At 66.4% G+C, this 24,183-nt stretch carries 22 protein-coding genes; 10 read left to right on the top strand and 12 right to left on the bottom strand.

Annotation, left to right across the window (positions count from 1 at the left end; all coding sequences use genetic code 11):
• The first annotated feature begins 8 nt into the window (after nt 1-8).
• Both WS66_RS12970 and WS66_RS12965 read left to right on the top strand, forming a co-directional pair.
• Entirely contained in the window at nt 9-908 is a 900-nt protein-coding gene (locus tag WS66_RS12970; protein WP_059602114.1) for a LysR family transcriptional regulator, read from the top strand.
• A 233-nt stretch (nt 909-1,141) separates the two neighbouring features.
• Nucleotides 1,142-1,675, top strand: a complete 534-nt coding sequence (locus tag WS66_RS12965; protein ID WP_059602117.1) for a class IV adenylate cyclase — start codon at nt 1,142-1,144, stop codon at nt 1,673-1,675.
• A gap of 54 nt (nt 1,676-1,729) precedes the next feature.
• Here the strand turns inward: WS66_RS12965 and WS66_RS12960 are convergent, their stop codons facing one another.
• Nucleotides 1,730-2,215, bottom strand: a complete 486-nt coding sequence (locus WS66_RS12960) for an Lrp/AsnC family transcriptional regulator (RefSeq protein ID WP_006408082.1) — start codon at nt 2,213-2,215, stop codon at nt 1,730-1,732.
• A 106-nt stretch (nt 2,216-2,321) separates the two neighbouring features.
• On the opposite strand from WS66_RS12960, the gene phhA reads away from it, so the two are divergent.
• Both phhA and WS66_RS12950 read left to right on the top strand, forming a co-directional pair.
• A complete protein-coding gene (gene phhA, locus WS66_RS12955) occupies nt 2,322-3,248 on the top strand; it encodes a phenylalanine 4-monooxygenase (protein WP_082728930.1) in 927 nt (308 codons plus the stop codon).
• Nucleotides 3,249-3,404: 156 nt separating this feature from the next.
• Nucleotides 3,405-3,713 (top strand): 4a-hydroxytetrahydrobiopterin dehydratase, encoded by a 309-nt coding sequence (locus WS66_RS12950; RefSeq protein WP_059452552.1) that lies wholly within the window; start codon nt 3,405-3,407, stop codon nt 3,711-3,713.
• 92 nt (nt 3,714-3,805) lie between these two features.
• Here WS66_RS12950 and WS66_RS12945 read toward each other — a convergent pair whose 3' ends face one another.
• The gene (locus WS66_RS12945) at nt 3,806-4,036 is read right to left on the bottom strand and encodes a DUF3717 domain-containing protein (protein WP_006756491.1); all 231 of its coding nucleotides are present in this window, start codon (nt 4,034-4,036) and stop codon (nt 3,806-3,808) included.
• Between the two features lie 123 nt (nt 4,037-4,159).
• On the opposite strand from WS66_RS12945, the gene WS66_RS12940 reads away from it, so the two are divergent.
• Together WS66_RS12940 and WS66_RS12935 are read left to right on the top strand one after the other, a co-directional pair.
• A complete protein-coding gene (locus WS66_RS12940; RefSeq protein WP_006401494.1) occupies nt 4,160-4,852 on the top strand; it encodes a response regulator in 693 nt (230 codons plus the stop codon).
• Nucleotides 4,853-4,968: 116 nt separating this feature from the next.
• Nucleotides 4,969-6,453 (top strand): sensor histidine kinase, encoded by a 1,485-nt coding sequence (locus WS66_RS12935; protein ID WP_059602120.1) that lies wholly within the window; start codon nt 4,969-4,971, stop codon nt 6,451-6,453.
• A 95-nt stretch (nt 6,454-6,548) separates the two neighbouring features.
• Here the strand turns inward: WS66_RS12935 and WS66_RS12930 are convergent, their stop codons facing one another.
• The 7 genes from WS66_RS12930 to mnmC form a co-directional block, all read right to left on the bottom strand.
• Nucleotides 6,549-7,070: an SET domain-containing protein gene (locus WS66_RS12930; protein WP_059602123.1), complete on the bottom strand. Its 522-nt coding sequence runs from the start codon at nt 7,068-7,070 to the stop codon at nt 6,549-6,551.
• A 188-nt stretch (nt 7,071-7,258) separates the two neighbouring features.
• Nucleotides 7,259-8,371, bottom strand: a complete 1,113-nt coding sequence (locus WS66_RS12925) for an NADH:flavin oxidoreductase/NADH oxidase (RefSeq protein WP_059602125.1) — start codon at nt 8,369-8,371, stop codon at nt 7,259-7,261.
• Nucleotides 8,372-8,574: 203 nt separating this feature from the next.
• Nucleotides 8,575-9,285, bottom strand: a complete 711-nt coding sequence (locus WS66_RS12920) for a glutamine amidotransferase (RefSeq protein ID WP_059602264.1) — start codon at nt 9,283-9,285, stop codon at nt 8,575-8,577.
• Between the two features lie 28 nt (nt 9,286-9,313).
• The gene (locus WS66_RS12915) at nt 9,314-9,952 is read right to left on the bottom strand and encodes a MarR family winged helix-turn-helix transcriptional regulator (RefSeq protein WP_059602129.1); all 639 of its coding nucleotides are present in this window, start codon (nt 9,950-9,952) and stop codon (nt 9,314-9,316) included.
• A gap of 505 nt (nt 9,953-10,457) precedes the next feature.
• A complete protein-coding gene (locus WS66_RS12910; protein ID WP_006490006.1) occupies nt 10,458-11,573 on the bottom strand; it encodes a YbdK family carboxylate-amine ligase in 1,116 nt (371 codons plus the stop codon).
• A 15-nt stretch (nt 11,574-11,588) separates the two neighbouring features.
• Nucleotides 11,589-12,803: a cation:proton antiporter gene (locus tag WS66_RS12905; protein WP_059602132.1), complete on the bottom strand. Its 1,215-nt coding sequence runs from the start codon at nt 12,801-12,803 to the stop codon at nt 11,589-11,591.
• A 675-nt stretch (nt 12,804-13,478) separates the two neighbouring features.
• Nucleotides 13,479-15,440 carry a bifunctional tRNA (5-methylaminomethyl-2-thiouridine)(34)-methyltransferase MnmD/FAD-dependent 5-carboxymethylaminomethyl-2-thiouridine(34) oxidoreductase MnmC gene (gene mnmC / locus WS66_RS12890; RefSeq protein WP_059602135.1) on the bottom strand — a complete coding sequence of 654 codons (1,962 nt, stop codon included), beginning with the start codon at nt 15,438-15,440 and terminating at the stop codon, nt 13,479-13,481.
• A gap of 389 nt (nt 15,441-15,829) precedes the next feature.
• Here mnmC and WS66_RS12885 point away from each other — a divergent pair, with 389 nt between their 5' ends.
• Nucleotides 15,830-16,108: an HU family DNA-binding protein gene (locus tag WS66_RS12885; protein ID WP_006401505.1), complete on the top strand. Its 279-nt coding sequence runs from the start codon at nt 15,830-15,832 to the stop codon at nt 16,106-16,108.
• 144 nt (nt 16,109-16,252) lie between these two features.
• Here WS66_RS12885 and WS66_RS12880 read toward each other — a convergent pair whose 3' ends face one another.
• Both WS66_RS12880 and WS66_RS12875 read right to left on the bottom strand, forming a co-directional pair.
• Nucleotides 16,253-17,566, bottom strand: coding sequence for a GTP-binding protein (locus WS66_RS12880; protein ID WP_059602138.1), 1,314 nt, complete (start codon nt 17,564-17,566; stop codon nt 16,253-16,255).
• Nucleotides 17,567-17,725: 159 nt separating this feature from the next.
• Complete coding sequence (locus tag WS66_RS12875; protein ID WP_059602140.1) at nt 17,726-18,175, bottom strand: lytic transglycosylase domain-containing protein; 450 nt, start codon at nt 18,173-18,175, stop codon at nt 17,726-17,728.
• Nucleotides 18,176-18,542: 367 nt separating this feature from the next.
• On the opposite strand from WS66_RS12875, the gene gspD reads away from it, so the two are divergent.
• Genes gspD through gspF form a run of 3 tightly spaced genes read left to right on the top strand, consistent with a single transcriptional unit; the run spans nt 18,543 to nt 23,585 of the window.
• Nucleotides 18,543-20,867, top strand: a complete 2,325-nt coding sequence (gene gspD, locus WS66_RS12870) for a type II secretion system secretin GspD (protein ID WP_059602143.1) — start codon at nt 18,543-18,545, stop codon at nt 20,865-20,867.
• Nucleotides 20,864-22,363: a type II secretion system ATPase GspE gene (gspE, locus tag WS66_RS12865; protein WP_059602146.1), complete on the top strand. Its 1,500-nt coding sequence runs from the start codon at nt 20,864-20,866 to the stop codon at nt 22,361-22,363. The genes gspD and gspE overlap by 4 nt, the downstream gene beginning before the upstream one ends.
• Before the next feature lie 4 nt (nt 22,364-22,367).
• Entirely contained in the window at nt 22,368-23,585 is a 1,218-nt protein-coding gene (gene gspF, locus WS66_RS12860; protein ID WP_059602149.1) for a type II secretion system inner membrane protein GspF, read from the top strand.
• Nucleotides 23,586-23,615: 30 nt separating this feature from the next.
• Here gspF and WS66_RS12855 read toward each other — a convergent pair whose 3' ends face one another.
• Complete coding sequence (locus WS66_RS12855; RefSeq protein WP_059602152.1) at nt 23,616-24,026, bottom strand: type II secretion system protein N; 411 nt, start codon at nt 24,024-24,026, stop codon at nt 23,616-23,618.
• Between the last annotated feature and the right edge of the window lie 157 nt (nt 24,027-24,183).

Below are 24,183 nucleotides of genomic sequence, written 5' to 3'. Positions count from 1 at the left end.
TCACGACGATGGATCTCACCCTGCTCCGTGCGTTCGCGTCGGTCGCCCGCGAAGGCAACCTGACGCGCGCCGCCGTGCAGCTGCATCTCACGCAGCCGGCCGTCAGCCTGCAGATCAAGCATCTGCAGGAAACGCTCGGCGTCACGCTGTTTACGCGCACGTCGCGCGGGCTTGCGCTCACGCGCGACGGCCAGACCCTGCTGCCGCACGCCGAGCGTGCGCTGGCTGCAGCCGCCGACGTGCAGCGCGCCGCTGCTGCGCTGCGGCACGAGGTGCGCGGCCGGCTGCGGATCGGCACGATCCTCGATCCCGGCTTCCTGCGGCTCGGCGGCTTCCTGCGCGCGCTGGTCGAAACCCATCCGCAGATAGAAACCGCATTGCGGCACGGAATGTCCGGCTGGGTGCTCGAACAGGTGCGTGCGCAGGCGCTCGACGTCGGCTATTACATCGGCCGGCCCGACGAGGACGATCCGCGCGACGACACGCTGTTCCACACGATCACGCTCACACGTTTCCAGTACCGCGTGCTCGCGCCGGCCGGCTGGAAGGAGCGCGTGCAGCGCGCGCACGACTGGCGCGCCCTCGCCGCGCTGCCGTGGATCTGGACGCCGCCGGCGTCCGCCCATCACCGGCTGCTGTCGCGGCTGTTCGCGGCGGCCGGCGCGCAGCCGGTGAAGGTCGCCGAGGTCGACCAGGAGCAATCGATGCTCGATCTCGTGAAATCGGGGATCGGGTTGACGCTCGCGCGCGACTCGACCGCGCTGGCCGAAGCGCACGCGCATGCGCTGGCCATCGTCGAACACGTGACGGTGCCGACCGAGCTGACCTTCGTGACGCTCGCCGCGCGGCGCGCCGAACCGGCAATCGCGGCCGCGCTGCGGCTGATCGAGACCCAATGGGCGATATGAATGCCGCTGATGCCGATGCGGCCGGTCGTGCATCGGGCTCAGGACGCAGGCGTGCGACGCGCCGCGGGTGTCCAATCGACGCCCGCAGGTGACGGGTGTTATCGCGAACGGGCTCGAATCGCGTGCCCCGCATCGCGTCGCCGCTTCCCGCTTGCGCGTCACGCCACCATCGCAGGCTTTTTGCTAGATTGTGCCTTCGCACACCGCGAGACCCCTGATTGAAGGAGACCCGCATGGCCCGCAACATCGAGATCAAAGCCCGCGCCCGCGAATTCGACCGGCTGCGCGAACAGGCGGCCAGGCTCGCCGCCGAAGCGCCGCTCTTCTACCGCCAGCAGGATTTCTTCTACGACGTGCCGCGCGGCCGGCTGAAGCTGCGCCGCTTCGAGGACGGCACGCCGGCCGAACTGATCTTCTACCAGCGCGACGACCGTGACGGGCCGAAGGCGTCGTACTACACGCGCAGCCCGGTGACGAACCCGGACGCGATGCACGCGCTGCTCGCGACCGCGCTCACCACGCGCGGAATCGTGACGAAGGAACGGCACGTATACCTCGTCGGCCGCACGCGGATCCATCTCGACCGCGTCGACGGCCTCGGCGACTTCATCGAACTGGAAGTGGTGCTCGGTCCCGACGACGACGAAGCCGGCGGCGAAGCCGAGGCCCATGACGTGTTCGCGAAGCTCGGCGTGGCGCAGGAGGATCTCGTCGCGGTCGCGTACGTCGACCTGCTGAACGCCGACGCACGATCCGAAGCGGTCTGATCCGGCCCTGTCAGCGGCGGCGCCTCGCTCCCCGCCGCCGGCCCGGCCGCCACGTCAGGCGGCGCCGGGCGCCAGGTGCGCGAGCGGCAGCGCGCCGTTGCGCTTGAAGGTCGTCAGCACGATGTTCGAGCGCACGCTGTCGACGCCCGGCACGCGCATCAGCTTCTTCATCACGAACTGCGACAGCGCGTTGAGATCCGGCGCGACGATCCGCAGCAGATAGTCGGCGTCGCCGACCACCGCATGACATTCGAGCACTTCGGGCAGCACGTCGATCTGTTGCTGGAACTGCTCGATGATCGAATCGCCGTGGTGCTTGAGCTTCAGGCTCGTGAACGCCGTGACGCCGAGCCCGAGCTTTTCGGGGCGCAGCATCACGCGGTAGCCTTCAATCACGCCGGCCGCCTCGAGCCGCTGCAGCCGCCGGCCGATCTGCGACGGCGACAGCGGCACCTCCTCGCCGAGCTGCTGGTGCGTCGCACGGCCGAAGCGCTGCAGCACGTCGAGAAGCGCGAGATCGAAGTGATCGAGTTCCAGCATGAGCGTTCTCCGCATTGATTCCTGTTTTGGTGCGCGATTATCGCATTAACAGGCGAATTCACGCCATCTTTGCGCTCATTCCGCACGCCACTCGCTCTACACTTGCATGGTTCCCAACCACAGCGTGCAGAGCCTCACCATGTCCACCGTCGTCACCGCGAAACTGCAGGAGCAGTTCGACGCGGGCCTCGAAACCCGCGCCGATTTCACCATCGACCAGCCGCTAGAACGCTACGGCCAGGTCGACCACGCGGTGTGGCAGCAGCTCTATGCGCGCCAGTCGGCGCTGCTGCGCGGACGCGCATGCGGCGCGTTCATTGCAGGGCTCGGGAAGATCGACCTGCCGGCCGATCGCGTGCCGTCGTTCGCCGACGTGAATCGCCAGCTGAAGCCGGCCACCGGCTGGGAGATCGTCGCCGTGCCGGGCCTCGTGCCCGATCGCGTGTTCTTCGAGCACCTCGCGAACCGGCGGTTTCCGGTCACCTGGTGGATGCGCCGCCCCGATCTGCTCGACTACCTGCAGGAACCCGACTGCTTCCACGACCTGTTCGGCCACGTGCCGCTCCTGATCGAGCCGGTGTTCGCCGACTACATGCAGGCATACGGCCGCACCGCGCTCGCGGTCGCGGACGACGAAGCGGCGCTCGCGCGCCTGGCGCGCCTCTACTGGTATACGGTGGAGTTCGGGCTGATCCGCGACACGAACGGCACGAACGGACTGTCGATTTACGGCGCCGGGATCGTGTCGAGCAAGGGCGAGAGCCTGTACAGCCTCGAAAGCGCGGCGCCGAACCGGCTCGGTTTCGACCTCGAGCGCGTGATGCGCACGCGCTACCGGATCGACACGTTCCAGAAGACCTACTTCGTGATCGATGATTTCGCGCAGTTGTTCGCGCTGGCTGACGTCGATGGCCGTGCGCTGGCCGACCGGCTGGCCCCGCTGTCCGAGTTCCCGGCCGGCGCGGTGGTCGACCGCGATCTCGTGCTGCATCGCGGCACGGGCGAAGGCTGGCCGGACGACGCCGACGCGTAAGGCCGCGGGCCACGCCGGCATGATTCCCGCGCCGGCGCCCGTCCCCGGATGCCCGTTGCCGGATGGCCATCCCGCAACTATGAAACAATGACCGGTACCGGTTTTGCCGCGTGGCCTTTGCCCGCGTGCGGGCGCCGTTACCGAACGAGGTGCAACATGATTCACAAGCTCACATCAGAAGAACGCAAGACCCGACTCGAAGGCCTGCCTCACTGGACGGCCGTGCCGGGCCGCGACGCGATCCAGCGCAGCCTGCGCTTTGCCGATTTCAACGAGGCCTTCGGCTTCATGACGCGTGTCGCGATCAAGGCACAGGAAATGAACCACCATCCGGAATGGTTCAACGTGTACAACCGCGTCGACGTGACGCTGTCGACCCACGACGCGGACGGCCTGACCGAACGCGACATCGCGCTCGCGACGTTCATCGACCAGGTGTGCGCACACACCGATCCGGCCGCCTGAGACCTTCCTCTACCGCCGCGCATCTTTCGACGCGCGGCGCGTCAACTTTTCATTTCGATGAACGTTTTCTAGGATGTACTCAGCGAAAGCCTTCAGCTTTCCAAGCCATCCTTAAGGCGCACGTAAGTCTCGTACGCTTTCCGCGCCTTGGGGTCCAAACCTTCCAGTTGCAGCGCGCCTTCGCGCTGTACAATCAGCAGCGCATACGGCTTGGAGAGCGCGCTGGCCTCTTCGCAGAGTTTGAGTTCGTCGCCGCTCGACGGCGAGCGGGCGCGCCAGAAATTGATCGCGGCTTCGAGGTCGTGAATCGAAATATCGGACATGATTGGATTTAATCGTTCGCTGGCCGCCATGCTTGATTGTCAGGCGATGCGTCGCCCCTGTGGAAACGGCGTCGTGCTGTCCGCGTGCCTGAACCGCCAACCCATTGTACTTGAGCGAACTTCATGCGACTCCTTCTGATCGAAGACGACCGCCCCATCGCACGCGGTATCCAGAGCAGCCTCGAGCAGGCTGGCTTCACCGTCGACATGGTGCATGACGGCATCTTTGCCGAACAGGCGCTGGCACAAAACCGCCACGAACTCGTGATCCTCGACCTCGGCCTGCCGGGCATCGACGGTATGACGCTGCTCACACGCTTTCGCCAGACCAATCGCCACACGCCGGTCATCGTGCTGACCGCGCGCGACGAATTGAACGACCGGATTCAGGGCCTGAACTCCGGTGCCGACGATTACATGCTCAAGCCGTTCGAGCCGGCCGAGCTCGAAGCGCGCATCCGCGCGGTGATGCGCCGCAGCGGCCCGCACAGCGACATGCCGCGTCCGGAAGTGTCGCTCGGCGGCGTCCGCCTGTCGGGCGTCGATCGCCGCATCTTCAACGACGACAAGCCGCTGGAACTGTCGCCGCGCGAATTCGCAGTGCTCGAAATGCTGCTGCTGCGTCACGGCCGTGTGGTCAGCAAGGCCCAGCTGCAGGATCACCTCACGCACTTCGGCGGCGATCTCGGCGACACCGCGATCGAAGTCTACGTGCACCGGGTGCGCAAGAAACTGGAGCAGTGCCGTGTCGAAATCGTCACGGTGCGCGGCTTCGGCTACCTGCTGCAGGAAATCCGCCAGACCGCGAGCGTCTGAGCGGCGCCGCACGCCGGCCGGCCGCGTGCCGCCGGCAAGCCGCCCTGCCCGCGTCGCCGTCCGACGCACGTCCGCGCCGCTCCCCGTGAGCGGCGCTTATCCATTTGCCCGTCGAAATGTCTTCTGATCCGGCTGTCACCACCAGCCTGCGCCGCTCGCTGCTTCGGCGCCTCGCCGCGCCGCTGTCGATGCTCGCGCTGATGAGCGGCCTGATCGCCTACTGGCTCGCGTGGCAGTACACGCAGCACGTGATCGACCGCTCGCTCGCCGACCTCGCCACCGCCATCTCCAAACAGATCCAGATCGCCGGCCCCGACGCGCCGTTCACTGTGCCGCCGCTCGCGCAGGCGATGTTCTCCGATCCGGCGGAGGCGCTGATCTACCGGATCAGCGACGGCGAACAGGAACTCGCCGGCGACCCGAAGCTGCCGCTGCGCGGCATCAACGTGCGCCGCATGCATCACGCGTACGTGTTCGAGGCCGAGTACGACAATCGCGCGGTGCGCGTCGCGCAGGTGCGTGTCGACAATGTCGAGGGCGGCAAGCCGATGGTGGTCGAGGTCGCGCAGCCGGTGCGCCACCGTTACCGGATCGCGGCCGAATTCCTCGTCGCGATCATGATGCCGCTGCTGCTGTTGCTGCTCGCGGGCTGGGGCATCGTGTGGCGGGTCGTGAACCAGCAGCTCGGCCCGCTCACGCATCTCGCCGATTCGCTGAACCGGCAGACCCACACGTCGCTGGAGCCGGTCGACGAAACCGACGTGCCGCTCGAGATCCGGCCGCTGACGAGCGCGATGAACGCGCTGCTCGGCCGCCTGAAGACCGCGCTCGACGCGCAGCGCAAGTTCATCGCCGATGCCGCGCACCAGTTGCGCACGCCGCTCACGGCCGTGAAGCTGCATGCGGAACAGGCCGCCGTCGCGCGCGACCCGCAGCAGACCTACGCCGCCGTGCGCGAACTGCGCGCGGCCGCCGACCGCGCGGTGCGGCTGTCGAACCAGCTGCTGTCGCTCGCGCGTGCGGAGCCGGGCGAACAGGCCGCGCGTTTCGTCGACGTCGACCTGGCCGCGATGGCGTTCGAGACGGGCGCCGAGTGGGTGCCGCGCGCACTCGCCTCGCATGTCGATCTCGGCTTCCAGCGCAGCGACGATCCCGGCGAAGACGAAACGCTGAACGTGCGCGGCAACCCCGTGCTGCTGCGCGAAGTGATCGCGAACCTGCTCGACAATGCGCTGAAATACGTGCCGCTCGCACGGCCGGCGGGCGCGCGGATCACGGTGAACGTCGCACGCGGCGCGCTCGAGGACGGCCAGCCAGCCGCCGAGATCGTCGTCGAGGACAACGGCCCGGGCGTGCCGGCCAGCCAGCAGGCCGACCTGTTCAAGCGCTTCTTCCGCGGCGATGCGCAGAGTGGCAACGGCGTCGAGACGGGCGCCGGGCTCGGCCTCGCGATCGTGCACGACATCATCGCGATGCACGGCGGCACGGTGTCGTACGAGGATGCAGCGGGAGGCGGCTCGCGTTTCGTGGTGCGGGTGCCGCTCGCCAAGCGCACCGCGAAGCCGGCGAGCGAGACGCCGGCCGCCGCGCCGACGCACTGAGGCGCGTGCTGGCCCGTATCGGGCAGGACGGACGGCCGCGCGGCGGCCATCCTGGTGAAGGTGAAGCAGCTGCGCACGATGCGCGGCCGCGCCGGTCACTTCTTCTTTTTCTTGTCCTTCGCGTCGGACTCCGACTTCCTGTCCTTCTTCTTTTTCTTCTTGCCGTCGTCGTCCGGCGTGGCGAGCAGCGTGCCGCGACACGCGGCCGCGCCGCAATGGCACGCGTATTCGCGCTTGAGCTTCTTCGTCAGCTTCTCGTCGATCACGAGGCCATAGTCGTAGAACAGCTCTTCTTCTGGCCCGATATCGCGCAGCGCATGGATGAACACGCGGCCCTCGATCTCCTCGGCCTCGCAGTTCGGCGCGCACGAATGGTTGATCCAGCGCGCGCTGTTGCCGTCGATCTTGCCGTCGATCACGCCGCCCTCTTCCAGTGCGAAGTAGAACGTATGGTTCGGCTCGTTCGGGTCGTGCGGATGGCGGCGCAGCGCTTCCTTCCACGAAATTCGCTCGCCCTTGTATTCCACTACGCGTTCGCCGGCCTTGATCGGCGCCACCGCGAACACGCCCTTGCCGTGTACTCCCGAGCGGCGCACCGCGATCCTGCGTGAACTCATCGAACGAATCCTTTGAAGACGACTTGAATGAAAGACAGCCGCGCTTTCGACTTGTGCGACTCTACGTCGCGCGAAACGAAAACGCGGCACCGGTTGGTGCCGCGTCGGGGCATGCGGCGAATCACCCGCATCCTACACGTTCACGATTGCTTCGTTCAACATCGCGCGCAATATCGCGCGCATGCCGCTCAGCGCTGGCCGAATGCGATGTCGCCGAACAACGCCTTGTGCTCGCGCGGCTGCGAACGCCAGTACTGCGGCGGCGCCGACACCTGTGCGCCGAGCTCGGCGGCCGCATGCCACGGCCAGCGCGGGTCGTACAGCATCGCGCGCGCCATCGCGACGAAATCGGCGTCGCCGGCCTCGATCAACTGGTTCGCATGCGCGGGCTCGTTGATGAGGCCGACCGCGATCGTCGGCATCCCGACCGCGCGCTTCACGGCCTTCGCGAACGGCACCTGGTAGCCGGGCGACAGCGGGATCTTCTGCAGCGGCGACACGCCGCCGGACGACACGTCGATCCAGTCGCAGCCGCGCTCCTTCAGTTCGTGCGCGAACGCGATCGTATCCTCTAGTTCCCAGCCGCCCTCGACCCAGTCGGTCGCCGACACGCGCACGCCCACCGGCCGGTCCGCCGGAAACGCCGCGCGCACGATGTCGAAGATCTCGAGCGGAAAGCGCATCCGGTTTTCTCGCGAGCCGCCGTATTCGTCGGTGCGCTGGTTCGAAAGCGGCGACAGGAACTGATGCAGCAGATAGCCGTGCGCCGCATGCACCTCGATCGCATCGATGCCGAGGCGCGCGGCGCGCTTCGCTGCGGCAGCGAACGCCTCGCGGATCCGGTTCAGGCCGGCCGCGTCGAGCGCGAGCGGCGGTGTCTCGCCGTCCTTGTGCGGTAACGCCGACGGCGCATGCGGCAGCCAGCCGCCATCGGCGACGGACACGAGCTGGCCACCCTTCCACGGCACCTCGCTCGACGCCTTGCGCCCCGCATGCGAGAGCTGCATCGCGACACGGACCGGCGAATGCTTGCGGATCGCCGCCAGCACGGGCTTGAGCGCCGCTTCGGTCACGTCGTCCCACAGGCCGAGGTCGCCGGCCGTGATGCGCCCGTCGGGTTCGACGGCGGTCGCTTCGATGCAGAGCAAGCCCGCACCGGACAGCGCGAGATGGCCGAGGTGAATCATGTGCCAGTCGGTCGCCTCGCCGCGCTCGGCCGAGTACTGGCACATCGGGGAGATCACGATCCGGTTCGGAAGGGTCACGCCGCGCAGCGTGAACGGAGAAAACAGCGCTGTCATGGATACCGCTCGCCAGGAAAGGGAAAGAGCGGACCAGCGTAGCATGCGAGCTCGAAGCCTGCTCGTAGCCGGGTCGGCAGTAAGCGGATGGTCAGGCAGGGCCGGCGTGCAGCCGGCCGCGAGGCAGCGCGCACGCGGCGTGCGGCGGTGCGCCGACCCGCAATGCCCGCGGGCCGGTCACGCGCGGTGCCGCTCGCCCGGGATCAAAGCCCGACGCTGTCGAGCCACTCGCCGAACATGCGTCGCGCGGCCGTCTCCAGGGCAGGACCGCGCTGAACGGTGTCGGCGCGCAACTGGCGCGCGTCGATGCCGGGCGTCGACGCGATTTCGCCGGCGTTGCCGATCAGCCATGGTTCGAAGCGGTCGGTGCGGATTTCAGGATGACATTGCAGCGCCAGCACGTGCTGCCCCCAAGCGAACGCCTGATGGCGGCACGCCGGTGTCGATGCAAGATGGATCGCGCCGCCCGGCAGGTCGAACGTATCGCCGTGCCAGTGCAGCATCGAGGTCGCCGCGCCGTCGAGGTGGCGCAGCGGCGACGCGCGGCCCGCGTCGGTGAGCGTCAGCGGCGCCCAGCCAAGTTCCTTCTGCGCAGCCGGATAGACGCGCGCACCGAGCGCGCGGGCGATGAACTGCGCCCCGAGGCAAATGCCGAGGATCGGCAGTCCGGCATCGATGCGCTGGCGCACGAGTGCCGCGAGCGGCGCGATCGACGGATACTGCGCATCCTCGTACACGCTGAGTGGCCCGCCGAGCATCACGACCAGCGCCGGCTTGAGCGCGTCGAGCGCCTCGACGCGCGACGATCCGACGTCGACGTATCGCACCCGCCGCCCGCGCTCTCCGAGCACCTGCTCGAAGCTGCCGAGGTCCTCGAAATGCACGTGGCGGATCGCCACCACTTCAGCGTTCATCATCGGCCTCCCGGTCGATCGACGGACGTCAGCCGGCGAACAACTTCCAGGTCTTCTTTTGCGTCGCCGCGTCGGCTTCTTCGTGCACCGAACAGTCGAGACGCAGATCGCTGTCGGCCATCGACAGATCGAGCGCCGCGCAGTGATGCACGGTCTTCTTCGACTGCTTGCCCGGCTGGAAATGCGCGCACGTCAGGCACATGCGCTGCGGCGGCGTCGCACCGGCCACCTGCAGCTCGCGCAGCGTCTTCAGCAGCGCGCGGTACAGCGTGCCCTGCTCGTCCGCGCCGAGCTTGCCGACTGCTTTCGTCAGGAATTCAGGCCATTGCAGCGCCTTCTTCGCCGCGGTGCGGCCGCGGGCCGACAGGCGCACGGCGAGCGCACGGCCGTCGTCCAGTGCGCGACGCTTCTCGACGAGCCCCTTCGTCTCGAGCGTGCTGACCGCGTCGCTGGTGGTCGCAGCCGTGAGTTGCGTCTCGCGGGCGATCTCGCCGAGCCGCATCGGGCCCTTGCGTTGCAGCAGCAGCACGAGGATCTCGCCCTGCGTCGGCGTGAGGCCTGCACCTTCCGCCCAATCCCATGCCTGGCTTCGCATGGCCGTACTCAACCGCAGCAAGCTGTGGGTCACACGTCCCGAAGCCTGATTCCCGTAAACGCCTTCGCTCATAGTCTTTTCGCTTTGCCGCCGCCCGGATCGCCGAGCAGCCGTAGTGTGGAGATCGAATGTCTATCTCAAAACAGACGCTCGTTGAAGAGCGTCGACACGGCCGTCGCGAGGCACACGCGGCGGTCGCGTTCGCGGCGACCGGTGAGACACGGGTCGTTCCGGTGTCCGCAAAGCCGACATTCTAAGCGAGAGCGGAAAATCGCACAGCTAAGTTATCCCCTTCAATCTGTGGAAAATCGCTGGATAACCGGATTTTTTCGTTGTGCCGGCAATCTCTGCCGACCCCACAACCGAACGCGCAAACATTTTCCTGTTGGAATCGGCCATCGTGCCGATGGTACCGATCCACCGGGTTATCCATCCCGCAGAGCATTGACTTTGAAGCGGAATATCAGGTTATCCACAGATTTTCAGGACGACTGGCGACGCGCTGCGCACGAATCGGCGTCGAACGGCGTTCAGCGAATCGGCGCGCGGTCGAGCCTGTAATCTGCAAAACATTTTTTCATTCACGCCAGCGCAGGCACTGCTGACGGACCGTCTCGTTCAGCGATTTTTCCTGTTTGAAAACGGTTCTCAACCACGATGCGTCATTCACCCGCGCCTTCGCGAGCGCGCCGATCTCGTCGAGCGCCGCGCGCGAGCCGAGCGCGGCCGCATGCGGCGCGATCCGGTCGAGCGTGTCGAGGATGTCTTCCGCGATCGTGCGGCGCTCACCTGTCTGAGGATTGACGCAGGTGCCCTCGAGCCCGAAGCGGCACGCTTCGAAACGGTTGAATGTGTAGACGAGATAGTCGTCCTCCGACAGCTTCAGCGGCCGGTCGGTCAGCAGGTAGCGCGCGAGCGTCTGGATGTAGCAGGCAATCGCGGCCGCGCGATCGACCGACAGCGGCGTGTCCATCACCCGCACTTCGATCGTCCCGTAGCCGGGCTTCGGCCGGATGTCCCAGTAAAAGTCCTTCATCGAGTTGACGACGCCCGTGTTGACCATCTTCGTGAAGTACTCCTCGAAGCTGTCCCAGGTCAGCACGAACGGCGCGCGGCCCGACAGCGGGAACGCGAACACCGAATTCAGGCGCGCCGAATGGAAGCCGGTATCGACGTTCTGCACGAACGGCGACGACGCGGACAGCGCGATGAAGTGCGGAATGAAGCGCGACATCGAGTGCAGCAGGAACAGCGCGCTGTCCGGATCGGGACAGCCGATGTGCACGTGCTGGCCGAACACGGTGAACTGCTTCGCGAGATAGCCGTACAGCTCGGAGATGTACTGGAAGCGCGGCGCGTCGTAGATCTGGCGGTCGCTCCACTGCTGGAACGCGTGCGTGCCGCCGCCGGCGAGCCCGACGTTGAGCTGGTCGGCCGCCTTCACGAGCACGTCGCGGATCGCGTGCAGCTCGCTGACCGCCTGTTCGTGCGAATGGCAGATGCCGGTCGACAGCTCGATCATGCTCTCGGTGATTTCGGGCGTGATGTTGCCGGGGAAGGTCTCGCCCTGGATCAGGCGCATCAGGTCGGATGCCGCCTTGGTCAGGTCGTAGTTGTGCGTGTTGACGACCTGGATCTCCAGTTCGACGCCGAACGTGAACGGTTCGGAATTGACGAAAGTTTCGAGTGCCATGGCAGGTTCCGGAAATCAGTTGCCGTCGCTGCGTTCGCTGACCGCCGACAGGCAGCGGTAGACGACGAACGGGCTGACGAGCTGCAGGATCACGATCGTGCACATCACGATCGCACGCAGGTGCGGGTCGAAATTCGGATAGAGCTGGTAGGTGTCGTCGACGAGCAGGTACGACAGCGCGGACATCGGTGTGAGCGCGATGCCGAGCGCGATGCCTTGCTTCATCCCGATGCCGCTCGGCTTCGCGAACGCGACGACGCCGGCCAGCTTCGCAACGAGCCGCGTGACGATCAGCACGATCGCGAGCAGCCCGCCGAGTGCGATGTCGCCCCACGTGAACGACGTGAGCGTCAGCACGAACAGGACCACCGTCAGCAGCCAGCCGGCCGTGCCGAAATGCTCGGGCCACAGCTGCGGCCGCGCTTCGAGGTTCTTCACGATGATGCCGGCGAGCAGCAGCGTGAGCAGCGTCGAGAGCTTCAGCGCCTGCGCCACCGCGATCGCGAGCATCACGAGCCCGAACAGCGCGACGAACGAATGCTCGTCGCGCATCGTCGAGGTCATGTGGCGGAACAGGTAATTGCACGCCCGCGCGACCAGGTACGCGACGATTAACGAACCGGCGATCAGGTAGACGGGCTGCAGGATCGTCGCGAAAACGTTCCCGTATGCCTCCTGGTGGAGCCAGCTCGTGACGAGCTTGGTCAGCACGATCGCGTACACGCTGTTCAGCGCGGTCAGCGTGATGAGGCGCTGCGACACCTGCCCTTCCGCGCGCAGTTCGGTCTTGAGCTGGATCACCATCGACGGCGACGTCGCGATCGCGATCGCCGACAGCACGAGCGCGACCATGCCCGACACGCCGAGTGCGAGCATCACGAACAGCACGAGCACGAATGTCAGTGTCGCCTCGGCAAGGCTCGACGCAATGAGCCACGGATTGCGGCGAATCCATTTCAGGTCGAGACGGCTGCCGAGCTCGAACAGCAGCAGCCCGAGCGCGACGTCGATCAGCAGCCGGGAGGTTTCGTCGGTGCTCGCGTCGATCACGCCGAATCCGAACGAACCGGCGACGAGGCCGATCACCGCATAGCCAGTGATGCGCGGCAACCGCCATGCGCGGTAGCACAGCTCGCCGCACAGACCGGCCGCGAACAACGCGAGCCCGGCCCAGAACACGGCATCCGGTGCGAGCGGCCAGTTGGGCAGGAATGAAAACGCCGACTTCATCGTGGTGACTTCTCCTTTGGAAGCAATCGCCAGCGGCGCGGGGTCAAGCGTCAGAAATGAGATGCACGCCGGCCGGGTATCGCCCCGAATGTGATTGTTGTGGTCGACGACGGCGGGACATGGGATCCGCCTTTTTCCGCCGTCCGGCGGAACTGTCGTTCAGGCTGCCGATCTGGATTGTCGGCCTGGTGTGTGAACGGACTGCGCAGTCTCGAAGATTCAGATTCGAAATCGAGCAGACCGTTCCATTGAAGCACGTTCGGCACCTGGCCGAACGAACGCGAAGGAAACCGATTGTGCCACAGCTTTTTCGCTCCGGAGCCGATCGAATCGACTCGCGGCCCTGTGAGGCACCGCAGGTCTTTGGTTTCAATGGTTTACTTGTATATATACGTAGTAGAAGTTAACAAGGCGTGCACAGTTCTGTGGATAACTTCGGTTTACGCAACAAGATCAAAGCGTTGGCACAGCCATAACCCGTTGCACAGGCTGTTTGCTCACAGAGGTTTGAGTTGAGCAACTTTTGAGCCGCTCGACGGCTGTGCCGAGTTGCCCAGTTTACGTCCACTGTGATTACACACGAACCGCGCGTGGATTCCGCGCGGTTATCCACAGCATCGAGTGGATAACCCTGCGCGAAAAAATCGAAGCACTGTGAGGATTCGGCTGACGAGATCAGCCGATCTGGCGGCCGCGCAGCGCGCGGATCAGGAACCGGGCCGGGTCGACGGCATCGGCGAGCTCACGCTCGAGCGGCAGCGGCTCGCCTTCGAGTTGCGACGCGATCAGCTCGGCGCCGAGCGCCGCCCACACCAGGCCGCGGGAGCCGTAGCCGAATGCGCCATAGAGGCCCGCGGTGCGAGGCAGGTCGCGCGCCTTCGCGCCGCTCAGTGCGCGTGCGTTCGCGACGGTCTGCGCTTCGTCCGCAAGCGGGCCGATCACCGGCACACGGTCGGCGACGACCCAGCGAAATGCGACGCGCCCGCGCAGCGTCCCGACGTCCGGCAGCTCGCCGATCAGGCCGGGCAGCAGATGCCGCACGCGCTCGATATTTTCGATATGTCCGGCGGGGCGCATCGCTGGATCGAGGTCGTCGGGTTCGAACGTTGCACCGATCAGCAGCGTGCCGTCGTCGAGCGGCACCGCATAGCCGTCGCCGATCGCCGGGCACGGCAGCGGCGCCGTGCTGCCGGGCGGCAGCAGCGTCAACTGGCCGCGCACCGGCTGCAACGAGACATGCCGCAGGCCGGCGAGACGCACGGCATCGCCCGCGTTCGCAAGCACGACGACCGGCGCTTCGGCGAGCGTTGCGCCTGCCGCGTCGACAGCGCGCCACGTGTCGCCATCACGCTCGAGTCGATCGACTTCGGTGCCGGCCAGCAGTTTCACGCGCTCACCGGCCGCCGCGACTTGCGCGGCGCAGAGCCCTGCCGGCCATACGGCGCCGCCGTGCGGAAACAGCAGGCCACCATGTGCGACGGGCAGGTTCAGATGCGCGCGTGCGGCGTCGGTGTCGAGCAGCGACACATAATCGGACGGTGCGCCGAGCGCGTCGAACGCATCGCGCATCCGCACGAAATCGTCGGCCGATTCCGCGAGATGAATCATTCCGCGCGTGCTGCGCGCGAACGCATGGCCTGCCTGCTCGAGCGCGCGCCAGCGTGCGAGCGCATGCAGGAAACCGCTGCGTGTGAGGCGACTCGCGACGTTGTCGTCGCGCGTCATCAGTGGATGAAATACACCGGCCGGATTGCCCGATGCGTCGCTCGCGATCCGCGCGTGCCGTTCGATCAGCGTGACGTTCCAGCCGCGTGCGGCGAGCCGTTCGACGATCGCGCAGCCAGCCAGGCCCGCACCGATCACGATCGCATCGCGCGCGGCAACCGGCAATGCGCGTGGTGGTTCGTGCCGGCGCATCCGCCAGCGCGGTGCATATTCGCCCGCGAGCATCGCATGCTTGCCGGCCAACCCGGTGATCTCGCGGTACGTGAAACCCGCTTCGAGGAGCGCCTTTTTCACCACGCCCGCGCTCGAATACGTCGCAAAGGTCGCATTGTCGGCGGCGACGCGCGCGAGTGCGCGGAACACATCGACCGACCAGAGATCGGGATTTTTCGCGGGCGCTACGCCGTCCAGATAGAACGCATCGGCGCGTGCGACCAGTTTCGGCAGCATCTCGCGCGCGTCGCCCAGCACGAGCGTGAGCACGACCCGGCCGGCGTCGAATTCGAGGCGATGAAAACCTGGAACGAGCATCGGCCACGCATCGGCGAGCATCCCCGCTTCTGTCGAGATGGTTGTGTTCGCAACTATATGGGAGAGTGCCTGGCGCAGGTCGTCGCGCGAAAACGGATGTTTCTCGAACGACACGAAATGCAGCCGCTCGCAGCGCGCGGGATTGTCGCGCCAGGCGGCCCAGGTCGCGAGGAAGTTGGCGCCCGCGCCGAATCCCGTCTCGACGATGGTGAACGTGTGGCGGCCTTGCCAGCGCGCGGGGAGCGCGTTGCCCGCGATGAACGTGTGGCTCGCCTGCGCGAGCGCGCCCGCGACATTGTGATAGATGTCGCCGTACTCGGGCGAGACGAGGATGCCGTCGTCGCGAAACGCGAGCGTGGCGGGAACGAGTCGGTCGGGCATGCGAAACAAAAAACGTGGCAGCCAAGCCTGGCAAGGGATTGCGCGGAGGCGTCCGGCGGGCCGTTGGCAAAAACCAACGGCGTTGCGCGACGGCGGACCCGGCTGCGTACCCTGTCCGGTTGGCGCAGGTCAAAAAACGGGCAATCGACGAATCATTCGGCGAAATACCGATGAAAATCTTTGAAACCCTTGTCGTTATTGGGTTTGCGCTGCGCTATCATAGCAACGCCGTACCGCGGGGTGGCCGCCGGCAAGCCGGACGGCACGTCGCGCGGGCCAGGATTCGGCGCTGTGCCGTCGGAGTCTGACTCTCGACGGCACGGTTCGCGCACGTATAATCGGCGCGTTCGCGCTGTTCGTGTCAAACCTAACCTGAAAAAGGAACCTTAATGAACAAACAGGAACTGATCGACGCCGTCGCCGCCCAAACGGGCGCCAGCAAGGCTCAAACCGGCGAAACGCTGGACACGCTGCTCGAAGTCATCAAGAAGGCCGTGTCGAAGGGTGATGCGGTTCAGCTGATCGGCTTCGGCAGCTTCGGTTCGGGCAAGCGCGCAGCACGTACGGGCCGCAACCCGAAGACGGGCGAAACCATCAAGATCCCGGCAGCCAAGACGGTCAAGTTCACGGCTGGCAAGGCGTTCAAGGACGCCGTCAACAAGCGTTAATTCAGCGCCTGTTCCAGGAAAAAAACCCGCCGGAAGGCGGGTTTTTTGTTGGGGGCGCGCGACATTTTTTCCACAGTTCGCGTCACTCTTGCAAGATTTAACGGTTACTTTTCACTGACCGTCTTCGCCGAGTTTTACCGCGTATTACGCGTGCACGATCTGCGTGTCGCCGGGATCTTCGTCGTCATGCGCATCGACATCCCACACCGGAAACGGATCGTCGAACGCGGTCCATTGCGCCGCGCCGAGCGCGAATTCCGCATCGGTGAGCAGGCACGTGTCGAGTTTCGCGCGCCATGCGTCGGCATCGAGGCCGATGCCGATCAGCACGAGTTCCTGACGGCGATCGCCGACCGAGCGGTCGTCGAGGTCGCCCTGCCACTCCGTGCGAATTTCGGCGAGCAACTCGTCGTCGTCCGGCCATTCCGCGCAATCCTGCGCGGCCCACCAGAGACCTGCCGGGCCATGCCGGCACACGCCGCCCGCCTGCGACAGCGAACCGGCGATGTCGTTGCGCGTCGCGAGCCAGAAGAAGCCCTTGCTGCGCAGCACGCCCGGCCACTCCTGATGCAGCAGCGCCCAGAGTCGCGCCGGATGAAACGGCCGGCGCGCGCGGTAAACAAAGTTGCCGATGCCGAATTCGTCGGCTTCGCCATGCACGTGCGCGTGATGCGGATCGTGGCACTCGGGATCGTCGCAAGGCGTGTGATCGTGATCGAGCGACGCGAGCCAGCCCGGCGCGTTCGCGGCTTCGTCGAAATCGAAGCGGCCGGTGTTCAGCACTTCGTCGAGCGGCACGTTGCCGAACGTCGACACGACCTGATGCGCGCGCGGGTTGAGCCGCGCAAGGATGTGCTGCAGGCGCGCGAGTTCGTCCGCGCCGACGAGGTCGGCCTTGTTGATCACCAGCACGTCGCAGAATTCGATCTGCTCGATCAGCAGCTCGACGAGCGTGCGATCGTCTTCGTCCGATGCGGCGATGCCGCGCGTCGCGAGCGCATCGTCGGAACCGTAGTCGCGCAGGAAATTGTAGGCGTCGACCACGGTGACGAGCGTGTCGAGGCGCGCGACGCTCGACAGCGACGCGCCGTCGTCGTCGACGAACGTGAAGGTTTCGGCGATCGGCATCGGCTCCGCGATGCCGGTCGATTCGATCACGATCGCATCGAAGCGGCCGTCCGCCGCGAGATTGCGGATCTCGACGAGCAGGTCGTCGCGCAGCGTGCAGCAGATGCAGCCGTTCGACATCTCGACGAGGCGTTCCTCGACGTGCGACAGCGCCTGCGCATCGCGCACGAGCGACGCGTCGATGTTGACCGCAGCGAGATCGTTGACGATCACGGCAACTTTCAGGCCCGCGCGGTTCGCGAGGATGTGATTGAGCAGCGTGGTCTTGCCGGCGCCGAGAAAACCGGACAGCACGGTGACGGGCAACGGCTGGTTCATTGCCGGATTCATAACGATTTGCACCAACGGAAAAGAGGGAAAAGCGGCTGCGGCGCCCTGGCGGGGCGCGATCGGCCCGGAGCCGGTCGAAACCGCGGCGTGAGATGCGCATTGTGCATCAAACGCGCGCCGGCCGAGCGCCACGGCGTCAGCTGGCGCTGCGGCGCGGCGTCACTGCTCGGGCGGCAGCAGCTTCCACTGCGCCAGGATCGAGGCGATCTGCCGCGCGTACTTGTCGCGCAGCGACGGCGTTTCGGAATGATAGGCGCCGACGGCCTGCCATGTGTTGCCGTAGCGATTCATCTTCTGGCGCAGGTGCCACGCGGCGATGTAGACGTTCTTGCACGGCTGCATCAGCGTGTCGCGGCCGATGCCGTAGCGCGACAGCGTCGGCAGGTGGATCGAATTGATCTGCATCAGGCCGTAGTCGACCGAGCCGTTCGTATTCTTGTTCAGCGCGTCGGGCCGGTTGCGCGACTCCTGCCACGCGATCGCGCGCAGGATCAGCGGATTGACCTTCTGGTACCGGGCGGCCTCGTCGAAACAATCCGCGCGAGCGTTTCCGCAGGCGAACCACACGCCGGCGGCGATCAACGCGATCGAAGCGAACCGTCTGTTCATGTTGCGGAAACGAAAAGGAAATGACGCAAGGATCGGGAAAACCCGTGTCTGTTATTCGTACGACTGGAAACGCGCCGCCCGTATCATACAGACAGTCCGCCACGTGGCGACAAGCAAAAGGCGGCAGCCCGTTTATACCGCATTTTCGTGTCGATTCATCGCAAAACGACGGCGATGGCCTGAATGCCGGGGCATTGCCGAAATCTTACATATTGCATACGGTGTGCCGGATACATGTCGTATGTGAGACAGTCCTCGGATCAATGTGATATTTCGGACATGAAAAACTGCTAATGTCGCGCCTTTAGGACTTGGATCCCAGCACTACCGCCGGAAGTGGCCTGAGCCGGCATCGACCCATTCATCCATGACAAGAAATCGCTTCGTTATGCGGCGCATCGCCACGACCCTGATGGTCGCAGGCATCATCGTCTCGCAGGCCGCCTACGCTCAGGTCACGCTCAATTTCGTGAATGCGGATATCGACCAGGTCGCCAAGGCGATCGGCGCCGCAACCGGCAAGACAATCATCGTCGACCCCCGCGTGAAGGGGCAGCTCAATCTCGTGGCCGAACGGTCGGTGCCGGAAGACCAGGCGCTGAAGACGCTGCAGTCGGCACTGCGCATGCAGGGCTTCGCACTGGTGCAGGATCACGGGGTGCTGAAGGTGGTGCCCGAGGCCGATGCGAAGCTGCAGGGCGTGCCGACCTACGTCGGCAATAAACCGCAGGCGCGTGGCGACCAGGTGATCACGCAGGTGTTCGAGCTGCACAACGAATCGGCGAACAACCTGCTGCCGGTCCTGCGGCCGCTGATCTCGCCGAACAACACGGTCACGGCCTACCCCGCGAACAACACGATTGTCGTTACCGATTACGCGGACAACGTGCGCCGCATCGCGCAGATCATCGCGGGCGTCGACAACGCCGCGGGCGCCCAGGTGCAGGTCGTGCCGCTGCGCAACGCGAACGCGATCGACCTCGCCGCGCAGCTTCAGAAGATGCTCGACCCGGGCGCGATCGGCAACAGCGATGCGACGCTGAAGGTGACGGTCACGGCCGATCCGCGCACCAACTCGCTGCTGCTCCGCGCCTCGAGCAGCGCGCGTCTGGCCGCCGCGAAACGCCTCGCCCAGCAGCTCGACGCACCGAGCGCGGTGCCCGGCAACATGCACGTCGTGCCGCTGCGCAATGCCGACGCCGTGAAACTCGCGAAGACGCTGCGCGGGATGCTCGGCAAGAGCAGCAACGACAGCGGCTCGTCGGCGTCGTCCAACGATGCGAACAGCTTCAACCAGGGCGGCGGCTCGTCGTCGAGCGGCAACTTCTCGACCGGCACGTCGGGCACCCCGCCGCTGCCGTCGGGCGGCCTCGGCGGTTCGTCGTCATCGTCGTACGGCAGCGGCGCGTCGGGCAGCGGCGGGCTCGGCAGCGGCGGCCTGCTCGGCGGCGACAAGGACAAGGGCGACGACAACCAGCCGGGCGGGATGATCCAGGCCGACGCGGCCACCAACTCGCTGATCATCACCGCGTCCGATCCGGTCTACCGGAACCTGCGCTCGGTGATCGATCAGCTCGACGCACGGCGTGCGCAGGTCTATATCGAAGCGCTGATCGTCGAGCTGAACTCGACGACGCAGGGCAACCTCGGCATCCAGTGGCAGGTCGCGAGCGGCCAGTTTCTCGGCGGCACGAACCTGAGCCCCCAGCTCGGCCTGGGTAACAGTATCGTCAACCTGACGACGGGCGCGGCGGGCAGCACCGGGCCCGGCCTGGCGGCCAACCTCGCAACGCTGACCCCGGGCCTCAACATCGGCTGGCTGCACAACATGTTCGGCGTGCAGGGCCTTGGCGCGCTGCTGCAGTATTTCGCGGGCGTGAGCGACGCGAACGTGCTGTCGACGCCGAACCTGATCACGCTCGACAACGAGGAAGCGAAGATCGTCGTCGGCCAGAACGTGCCGATCGCGACCGGTTCGTATTCGAACCTGACGAGCGGCACGACGAGCAACGCATTCAATACCTACGACCGTCGCGACGTCGGCCTGACGCTGCACGTGAAGCCGCAGATCACCGACGGCGGGATTCTGAAGCTGCAGCTCTACACGGAGGATTCGGCGGTCGTCAGCGGTACCACCAACGCGCAGACCGGCCCGACCTTCACGAAGCGCTCGATCCAGTCGACGATCCTGGCCGACAACGGCGAGATCATCGTGCTCGGCGGCCTGATGCAGGACAACTACCAGGTATCGAACAGCAAGGTCCCGCTGCTCGGCGACATTCCGTGGATCGGCCAGCTGTTCCGTTCGGAATCGAAGGTGCGCGCGAAAACCAACCTGATGGTGTTCCTGCGCCCGGTGATCATCTCCGATCGCAGCACCGCGCAGGAAGTCACTGCCAACCGCTACGACTACATCCAGGGCGTGACGGGCGCGTACAAGTCGGACAACAACGTGATCCGCGACAAGGACGATCCGGTCGTCCCGCCGATGCCGCTCGGTCCGAGCCAGGGCGGCACGCCCGCCGGGAACCTGTTCGACCTCGACAAGATGCGTCGCCAGCAGATGCAGCGCCAGGTGGCGCCGGTTCCGGCCCAGCCGTTGCCGGAGGCGACGCCCGCGCAGCCGCAGAGCGTGCCGCAGCAGGCGGTGCCGCAACAGCCGCTGACCGCCACGCCGGGAGCCTCGCAGTGACGGACGTGCTCGCGTCCTCCGCCCACGACGGTGCGCCGGGCGAACGGCAGCCGCCGTCGCCGCTCGCCGCGCGCCTGCTGCCGTACGGCTTCGCGAAGAGCGGCCAGGTACTGATCGCGCACCAGCTCGACGACACGCTCGAGGTGTGGATCAGCGAACGCACGAGCGACGCCGCGCTCGCGGAGATCGCGCGCAACTTCGGCTCGATCTCCGTGCACCGCGTGCCGGCCGACGAACTCGCGCAGGCGATCAACCAGGCCTACGCGCGCCAGGACGGCAGCGCCGCGCAGGTGGTCGGCGAGGTCGAAGGCGAAGTCGACCTGTCGCGCCTGATGCAGGACATTCCCGAAGTCGAGGATCTGCTCGAATCGGAAGACGACGCGCCGATCATCCGGATGATCAACGCGCTGCTCACGCAAGCGGCGCGCGAACAGGCATCGGACATTCACATCGAGCCGTTCGAGAACGCATCGGTCGTGCGATTTCGCGTCGACGGCACGCTGCGCGACGTCGTGCGCCCGAAGAAGGCGCTGCATGGCGCACTGATCTCGCGGATCAAGATCATGGCGCAGCTCGACATCGCCGAGAAACGCCTGCCGCAGGACGGCCGCATCACGCTGCGCGTCGGCGGCCGGCCGGTCGACGTGCGCGTGTCGACGCTGCCGACCGGGCACGGCGAGCGCGCGGTGCTGCGTCTGCTGGAAAAGGATGCGAAGCGCCTGAATCTCGAAGCGCTCGGGATGGGCCGCGACACGCTCGTCCAGTTCGACAAGCTGATCGCGCGACCGCACGGCATCGTGCTCGTCACGGGCCCGACGGGCTCGGGCAAGACGACGACGCTGTATGCGTCGATGTCGCGGCTCGAAACCGCGACGACCAACATCATGACCGTCGAGGACCCGATCGAGTACGACCTCGGCGGCATCGGCCAGACGCAGGTGAACGAGCGGATCGGGATGACCTTTGCCCGCGCGCTGCGCTCGATCCTGCGCCAGGATCCGGACGTGATCATGATCGGCGAAATCCGCGACCTCGAAACCGCGCAGATCGCGGTGCAAGCGTCGCTGACGGGCCACCTCGTGCTCGCGACGCTGCACACGAACGATGCGGCATCGGCCGTCACGCGTCTGACCGACATGGGTGTCGAGCCGTACCTGCTCGCATCGTCGCTGCTCGGCGTGCTCGCGCAGCGCCTGGTGCGGCAGCTCTGCCCCGTCTGCAAGGAAGAGCGGCACGAGGATGGCCGCACGCTGTGGCATCCGGTCGGCTGCGACAAGTGCGGGCATTCGGGCTACGCGGGCCGGCGCGGCGTATACGAGCTGCTGCTGGTCGACGACTCGATCCGCGCGCTGATCCATCGCAACGCGGCCGACGCGGAGATTCTGGCCACCGGCCGCGCGGAAGGGATGCGCACGCTGCGCGACGACGCCGAACGCTGGCTCGCGGCCGGCGCGACGTCGCTCGAGGAAGTGCTGCGCGTGACGGGAGGCGCATAGCGCGATGCCGGCATTCCGTTTCGAAGCGATCGATGCGGCGGGACACGCGCAGAAAGGCGTCATCGATGCCGACAGCGCGCGTGCCGCGCGCGGCCAGCTGCGCACGCAGGGGCTCACGCCGCTCGTCGTCGAGCCGGCCGCCAGCGCAACGCGCGGCGCGCGCTCGCAGCGCCTCGCGTTCGGCCGCAAGCTGTCGCAGCGCGAGCAGGCGATCCTCACGCGCCAGCTCGCGAGCCTGCTGATCGCGGGGCTGCCGCTCGACGAGGCGCTCGGCGTGCTGACCGAGCAGGCCGAACGCGACTACATCCGCGAACTGATGGCCGCGATCCGCGCCGAGGTGCTCGGCGGCCATTCGCTCGCGAATGCGCTGGGCCAGCATCCGCGCGATTTTCCGGAAATCTACCGCGCGCTCGTCGCAGCGGGCGAGCATACGGGCAAGCTCGGCATCGTGCTGTCGCGCCTGGCCGACTACATCGAGCAGAGCAACGCGCTCAAGCAGAAGATCCTGCTGGCGTTCACGTATCCGGGCATCGTCACGCTGATCGCATTCGGCATCGTGACGTTCCTGCTGAGCTACGTGGTGCCGCAGGTCGTCAACGTGTTTGCGAGCACGAAGCAGCAGTTGCCGATCCTCACCGTCGTGATGATGGCGCTGTCGGAATTCGTGCGGCACTGGTGGTGGGCGATCCTGATCGTGGTCGCGCTCGTCGTGTGGTTCGTGAAGGCGACGCTGTCGCGCGACGGGCCCAGGCTCGCGTTCGACCGCTGGGTGCTGACCGCGCCGCTCGCGGGCAAGCTCGTGCGCGGCTACAACACGGTGCGCTTCGCGAGCACGCTCGGCATCCTGACCGCGGCCGGCGTGCCGATCCTGCGCGCGTTGCAGGCGGCCGGCGAGACGCTGTCGAACCGCGCGATGCGCGCGAACATCGACGATGCGATCGTGCGCGTCCGCGAAGGCTCCGCGCTGTCGCGCGCGCTGAACAACGTGAAGACGTTTCCGCCGGTGCTCGTGCACCTGATCCGTTCAGGCGAAGCGACGGGCGACGTGACGACGATGCTCGACCGCGCGGCGGAAGGCGAGGCGCGTGAACTCGAGCGGCGCACGATGTTCCTGACGAGCCTGCTCGAGCCGCTCCTGATCCTCGCGATGGGCGGCATCGTGCTCGTGATCGTGCTGGCCGTGATGCTGCCGATCATCGAGCTGAACAACATGGTGCAGTGACGGCCCGAGCGTCGGTCGGGCCGCCGCCGTTCAACGCATGTAGATCGCGGGGGACGGTGTGTTCGCGGGGAGCTGGATTTCGGCGCGGGCGCCGTTGCGATCGACGATGATCGAGCGGCTGCGGACTTCGGCGAGCTTCGCGCCGGGCGTGACTTCCGCGCCGAGCGACACGGCCCGCGGCGGTTCGCCGCCGACGCCGACGATCGCGGCGCCGCCATGATTGAGCGCGAGAATGCCGAACAGGTGGATGTCCTGCACGGGATTCTTGTCGAGCTGTCCGCCGAAGAGCGCGGCGGCGTCCTCGGTGCGGATCGGCAACCGCGCGGCGGCGGCGGGCAGCGGCGCTTCGCGGGCCGACAGCGTGACGACCCAGTAGGTGGCCGTCGCGCACAAACCCGCGAAGAGGGCTAGGGAGAGGATCCGGATCGAGAGCGCGTTCATGCGCGCTATTGTACGGATGTATATGAAATTTGCGTTGGGTGAAAGCCCTCGGCAATGCGCGCCTTACAATGCGTGCTCCGCGCCCGGGGTATCGGAAGCTTGCCGTCAGGCAGGCATGCCGCGATCCGCAGGGTGCGTCACTCAATCGACGATATTT

The sequence above is a fragment of the Burkholderia sp. LA-2-3-30-S1-D2 genome (genome assembly GCF_001523915.2).
GTDB lineage: Bacteria > Pseudomonadota > Gammaproteobacteria > Burkholderiales > Burkholderiaceae > Burkholderia > Burkholderia diffusa.
The sequence above is the reverse complement of the archived record's forward strand: the minus strand, read 5'-3'. Positions and strand labels throughout refer to the sequence as shown.

Bases quoted from the DNA above. Each gene is read 5' to 3' on its own strand.
- WS66_RS12970 (WP_059602114.1), top strand. From the start codon at position 9: ATGGATCTCACCCTGCTCCGTGCGTTCGCGTCGGTCGCCCGCGAAGGC.
- WS66_RS12965 (WP_059602117.1), top strand. From the start codon at position 1,142: ATGGCCCGCAACATCGAGATCAAAGCCCGCGCCCGCGAATTCGACCGG.
- WS66_RS12960 (WP_006408082.1), bottom strand. From the start codon at position 2,215: ATGCTGGAACTCGATCACTTCGATCTCGCGCTTCTCGACGTGCTGCAG.
- phhA (WP_082728930.1), top strand. From the start codon at position 2,322: ATGGTTCCCAACCACAGCGTGCAGAGCCTCACCATGTCCACCGTCGTC.
- WS66_RS12950 (WP_059452552.1), top strand. From the start codon at position 3,405: ATGATTCACAAGCTCACATCAGAAGAACGCAAGACCCGACTCGAAGGC.
- WS66_RS12945 (WP_006756491.1), bottom strand. From the start codon at position 4,036: ATGTCCGATATTTCGATTCACGACCTCGAAGCCGCGATCAATTTCTGG.
- WS66_RS12940 (WP_006401494.1), top strand. From the start codon at position 4,160: ATGCGACTCCTTCTGATCGAAGACGACCGCCCCATCGCACGCGGTATC.
- WS66_RS12935 (WP_059602120.1), top strand. From the start codon at position 4,969: ATGTCTTCTGATCCGGCTGTCACCACCAGCCTGCGCCGCTCGCTGCTT.
- WS66_RS12930 (WP_059602123.1), bottom strand. From the start codon at position 7,070: ATGAGTTCACGCAGGATCGCGGTGCGCCGCTCGGGAGTACACGGCAAG.
- WS66_RS12925 (WP_059602125.1), bottom strand. From the start codon at position 8,371: ATGACAGCGCTGTTTTCTCCGTTCACGCTGCGCGGCGTGACCCTTCCG.
- WS66_RS12920 (WP_059602264.1), bottom strand. From the start codon at position 9,285: ATGAACGCTGAAGTGGTGGCGATCCGCCACGTGCATTTCGAGGACCTC.
- WS66_RS12915 (WP_059602129.1), bottom strand. From the start codon at position 9,952: ATGAGCGAAGGCGTTTACGGGAATCAGGCTTCGGGACGTGTGACCCAC.
- WS66_RS12910 (WP_006490006.1), bottom strand. From the start codon at position 11,573: ATGGCACTCGAAACTTTCGTCAATTCCGAACCGTTCACGTTCGGCGTC.
- WS66_RS12905 (WP_059602132.1), bottom strand. From the start codon at position 12,803: ATGAAGTCGGCGTTTTCATTCCTGCCCAACTGGCCGCTCGCACCGGAT.
- mnmC (WP_059602135.1), bottom strand. From the start codon at position 15,440: ATGCCCGACCGACTCGTTCCCGCCACGCTCGCGTTTCGCGACGACGGC.
- WS66_RS12885 (WP_006401505.1), top strand. From the start codon at position 15,830: ATGAACAAACAGGAACTGATCGACGCCGTCGCCGCCCAAACGGGCGCC.
- WS66_RS12880 (WP_059602138.1), bottom strand. From the start codon at position 17,566: ATGAATCCGGCAATGAACCAGCCGTTGCCCGTCACCGTGCTGTCCGGT.
- WS66_RS12875 (WP_059602140.1), bottom strand. From the start codon at position 18,175: ATGAACAGACGGTTCGCTTCGATCGCGTTGATCGCCGCCGGCGTGTGG.
- gspD (WP_059602143.1), top strand. From the start codon at position 18,543: ATGACAAGAAATCGCTTCGTTATGCGGCGCATCGCCACGACCCTGATG.
- gspF (WP_059602149.1), top strand. From the start codon at position 22,368: ATGCCGGCATTCCGTTTCGAAGCGATCGATGCGGCGGGACACGCGCAG.
- WS66_RS12855 (WP_059602152.1), bottom strand. From the start codon at position 24,026: ATGAACGCGCTCTCGATCCGGATCCTCTCCCTAGCCCTCTTCGCGGGT.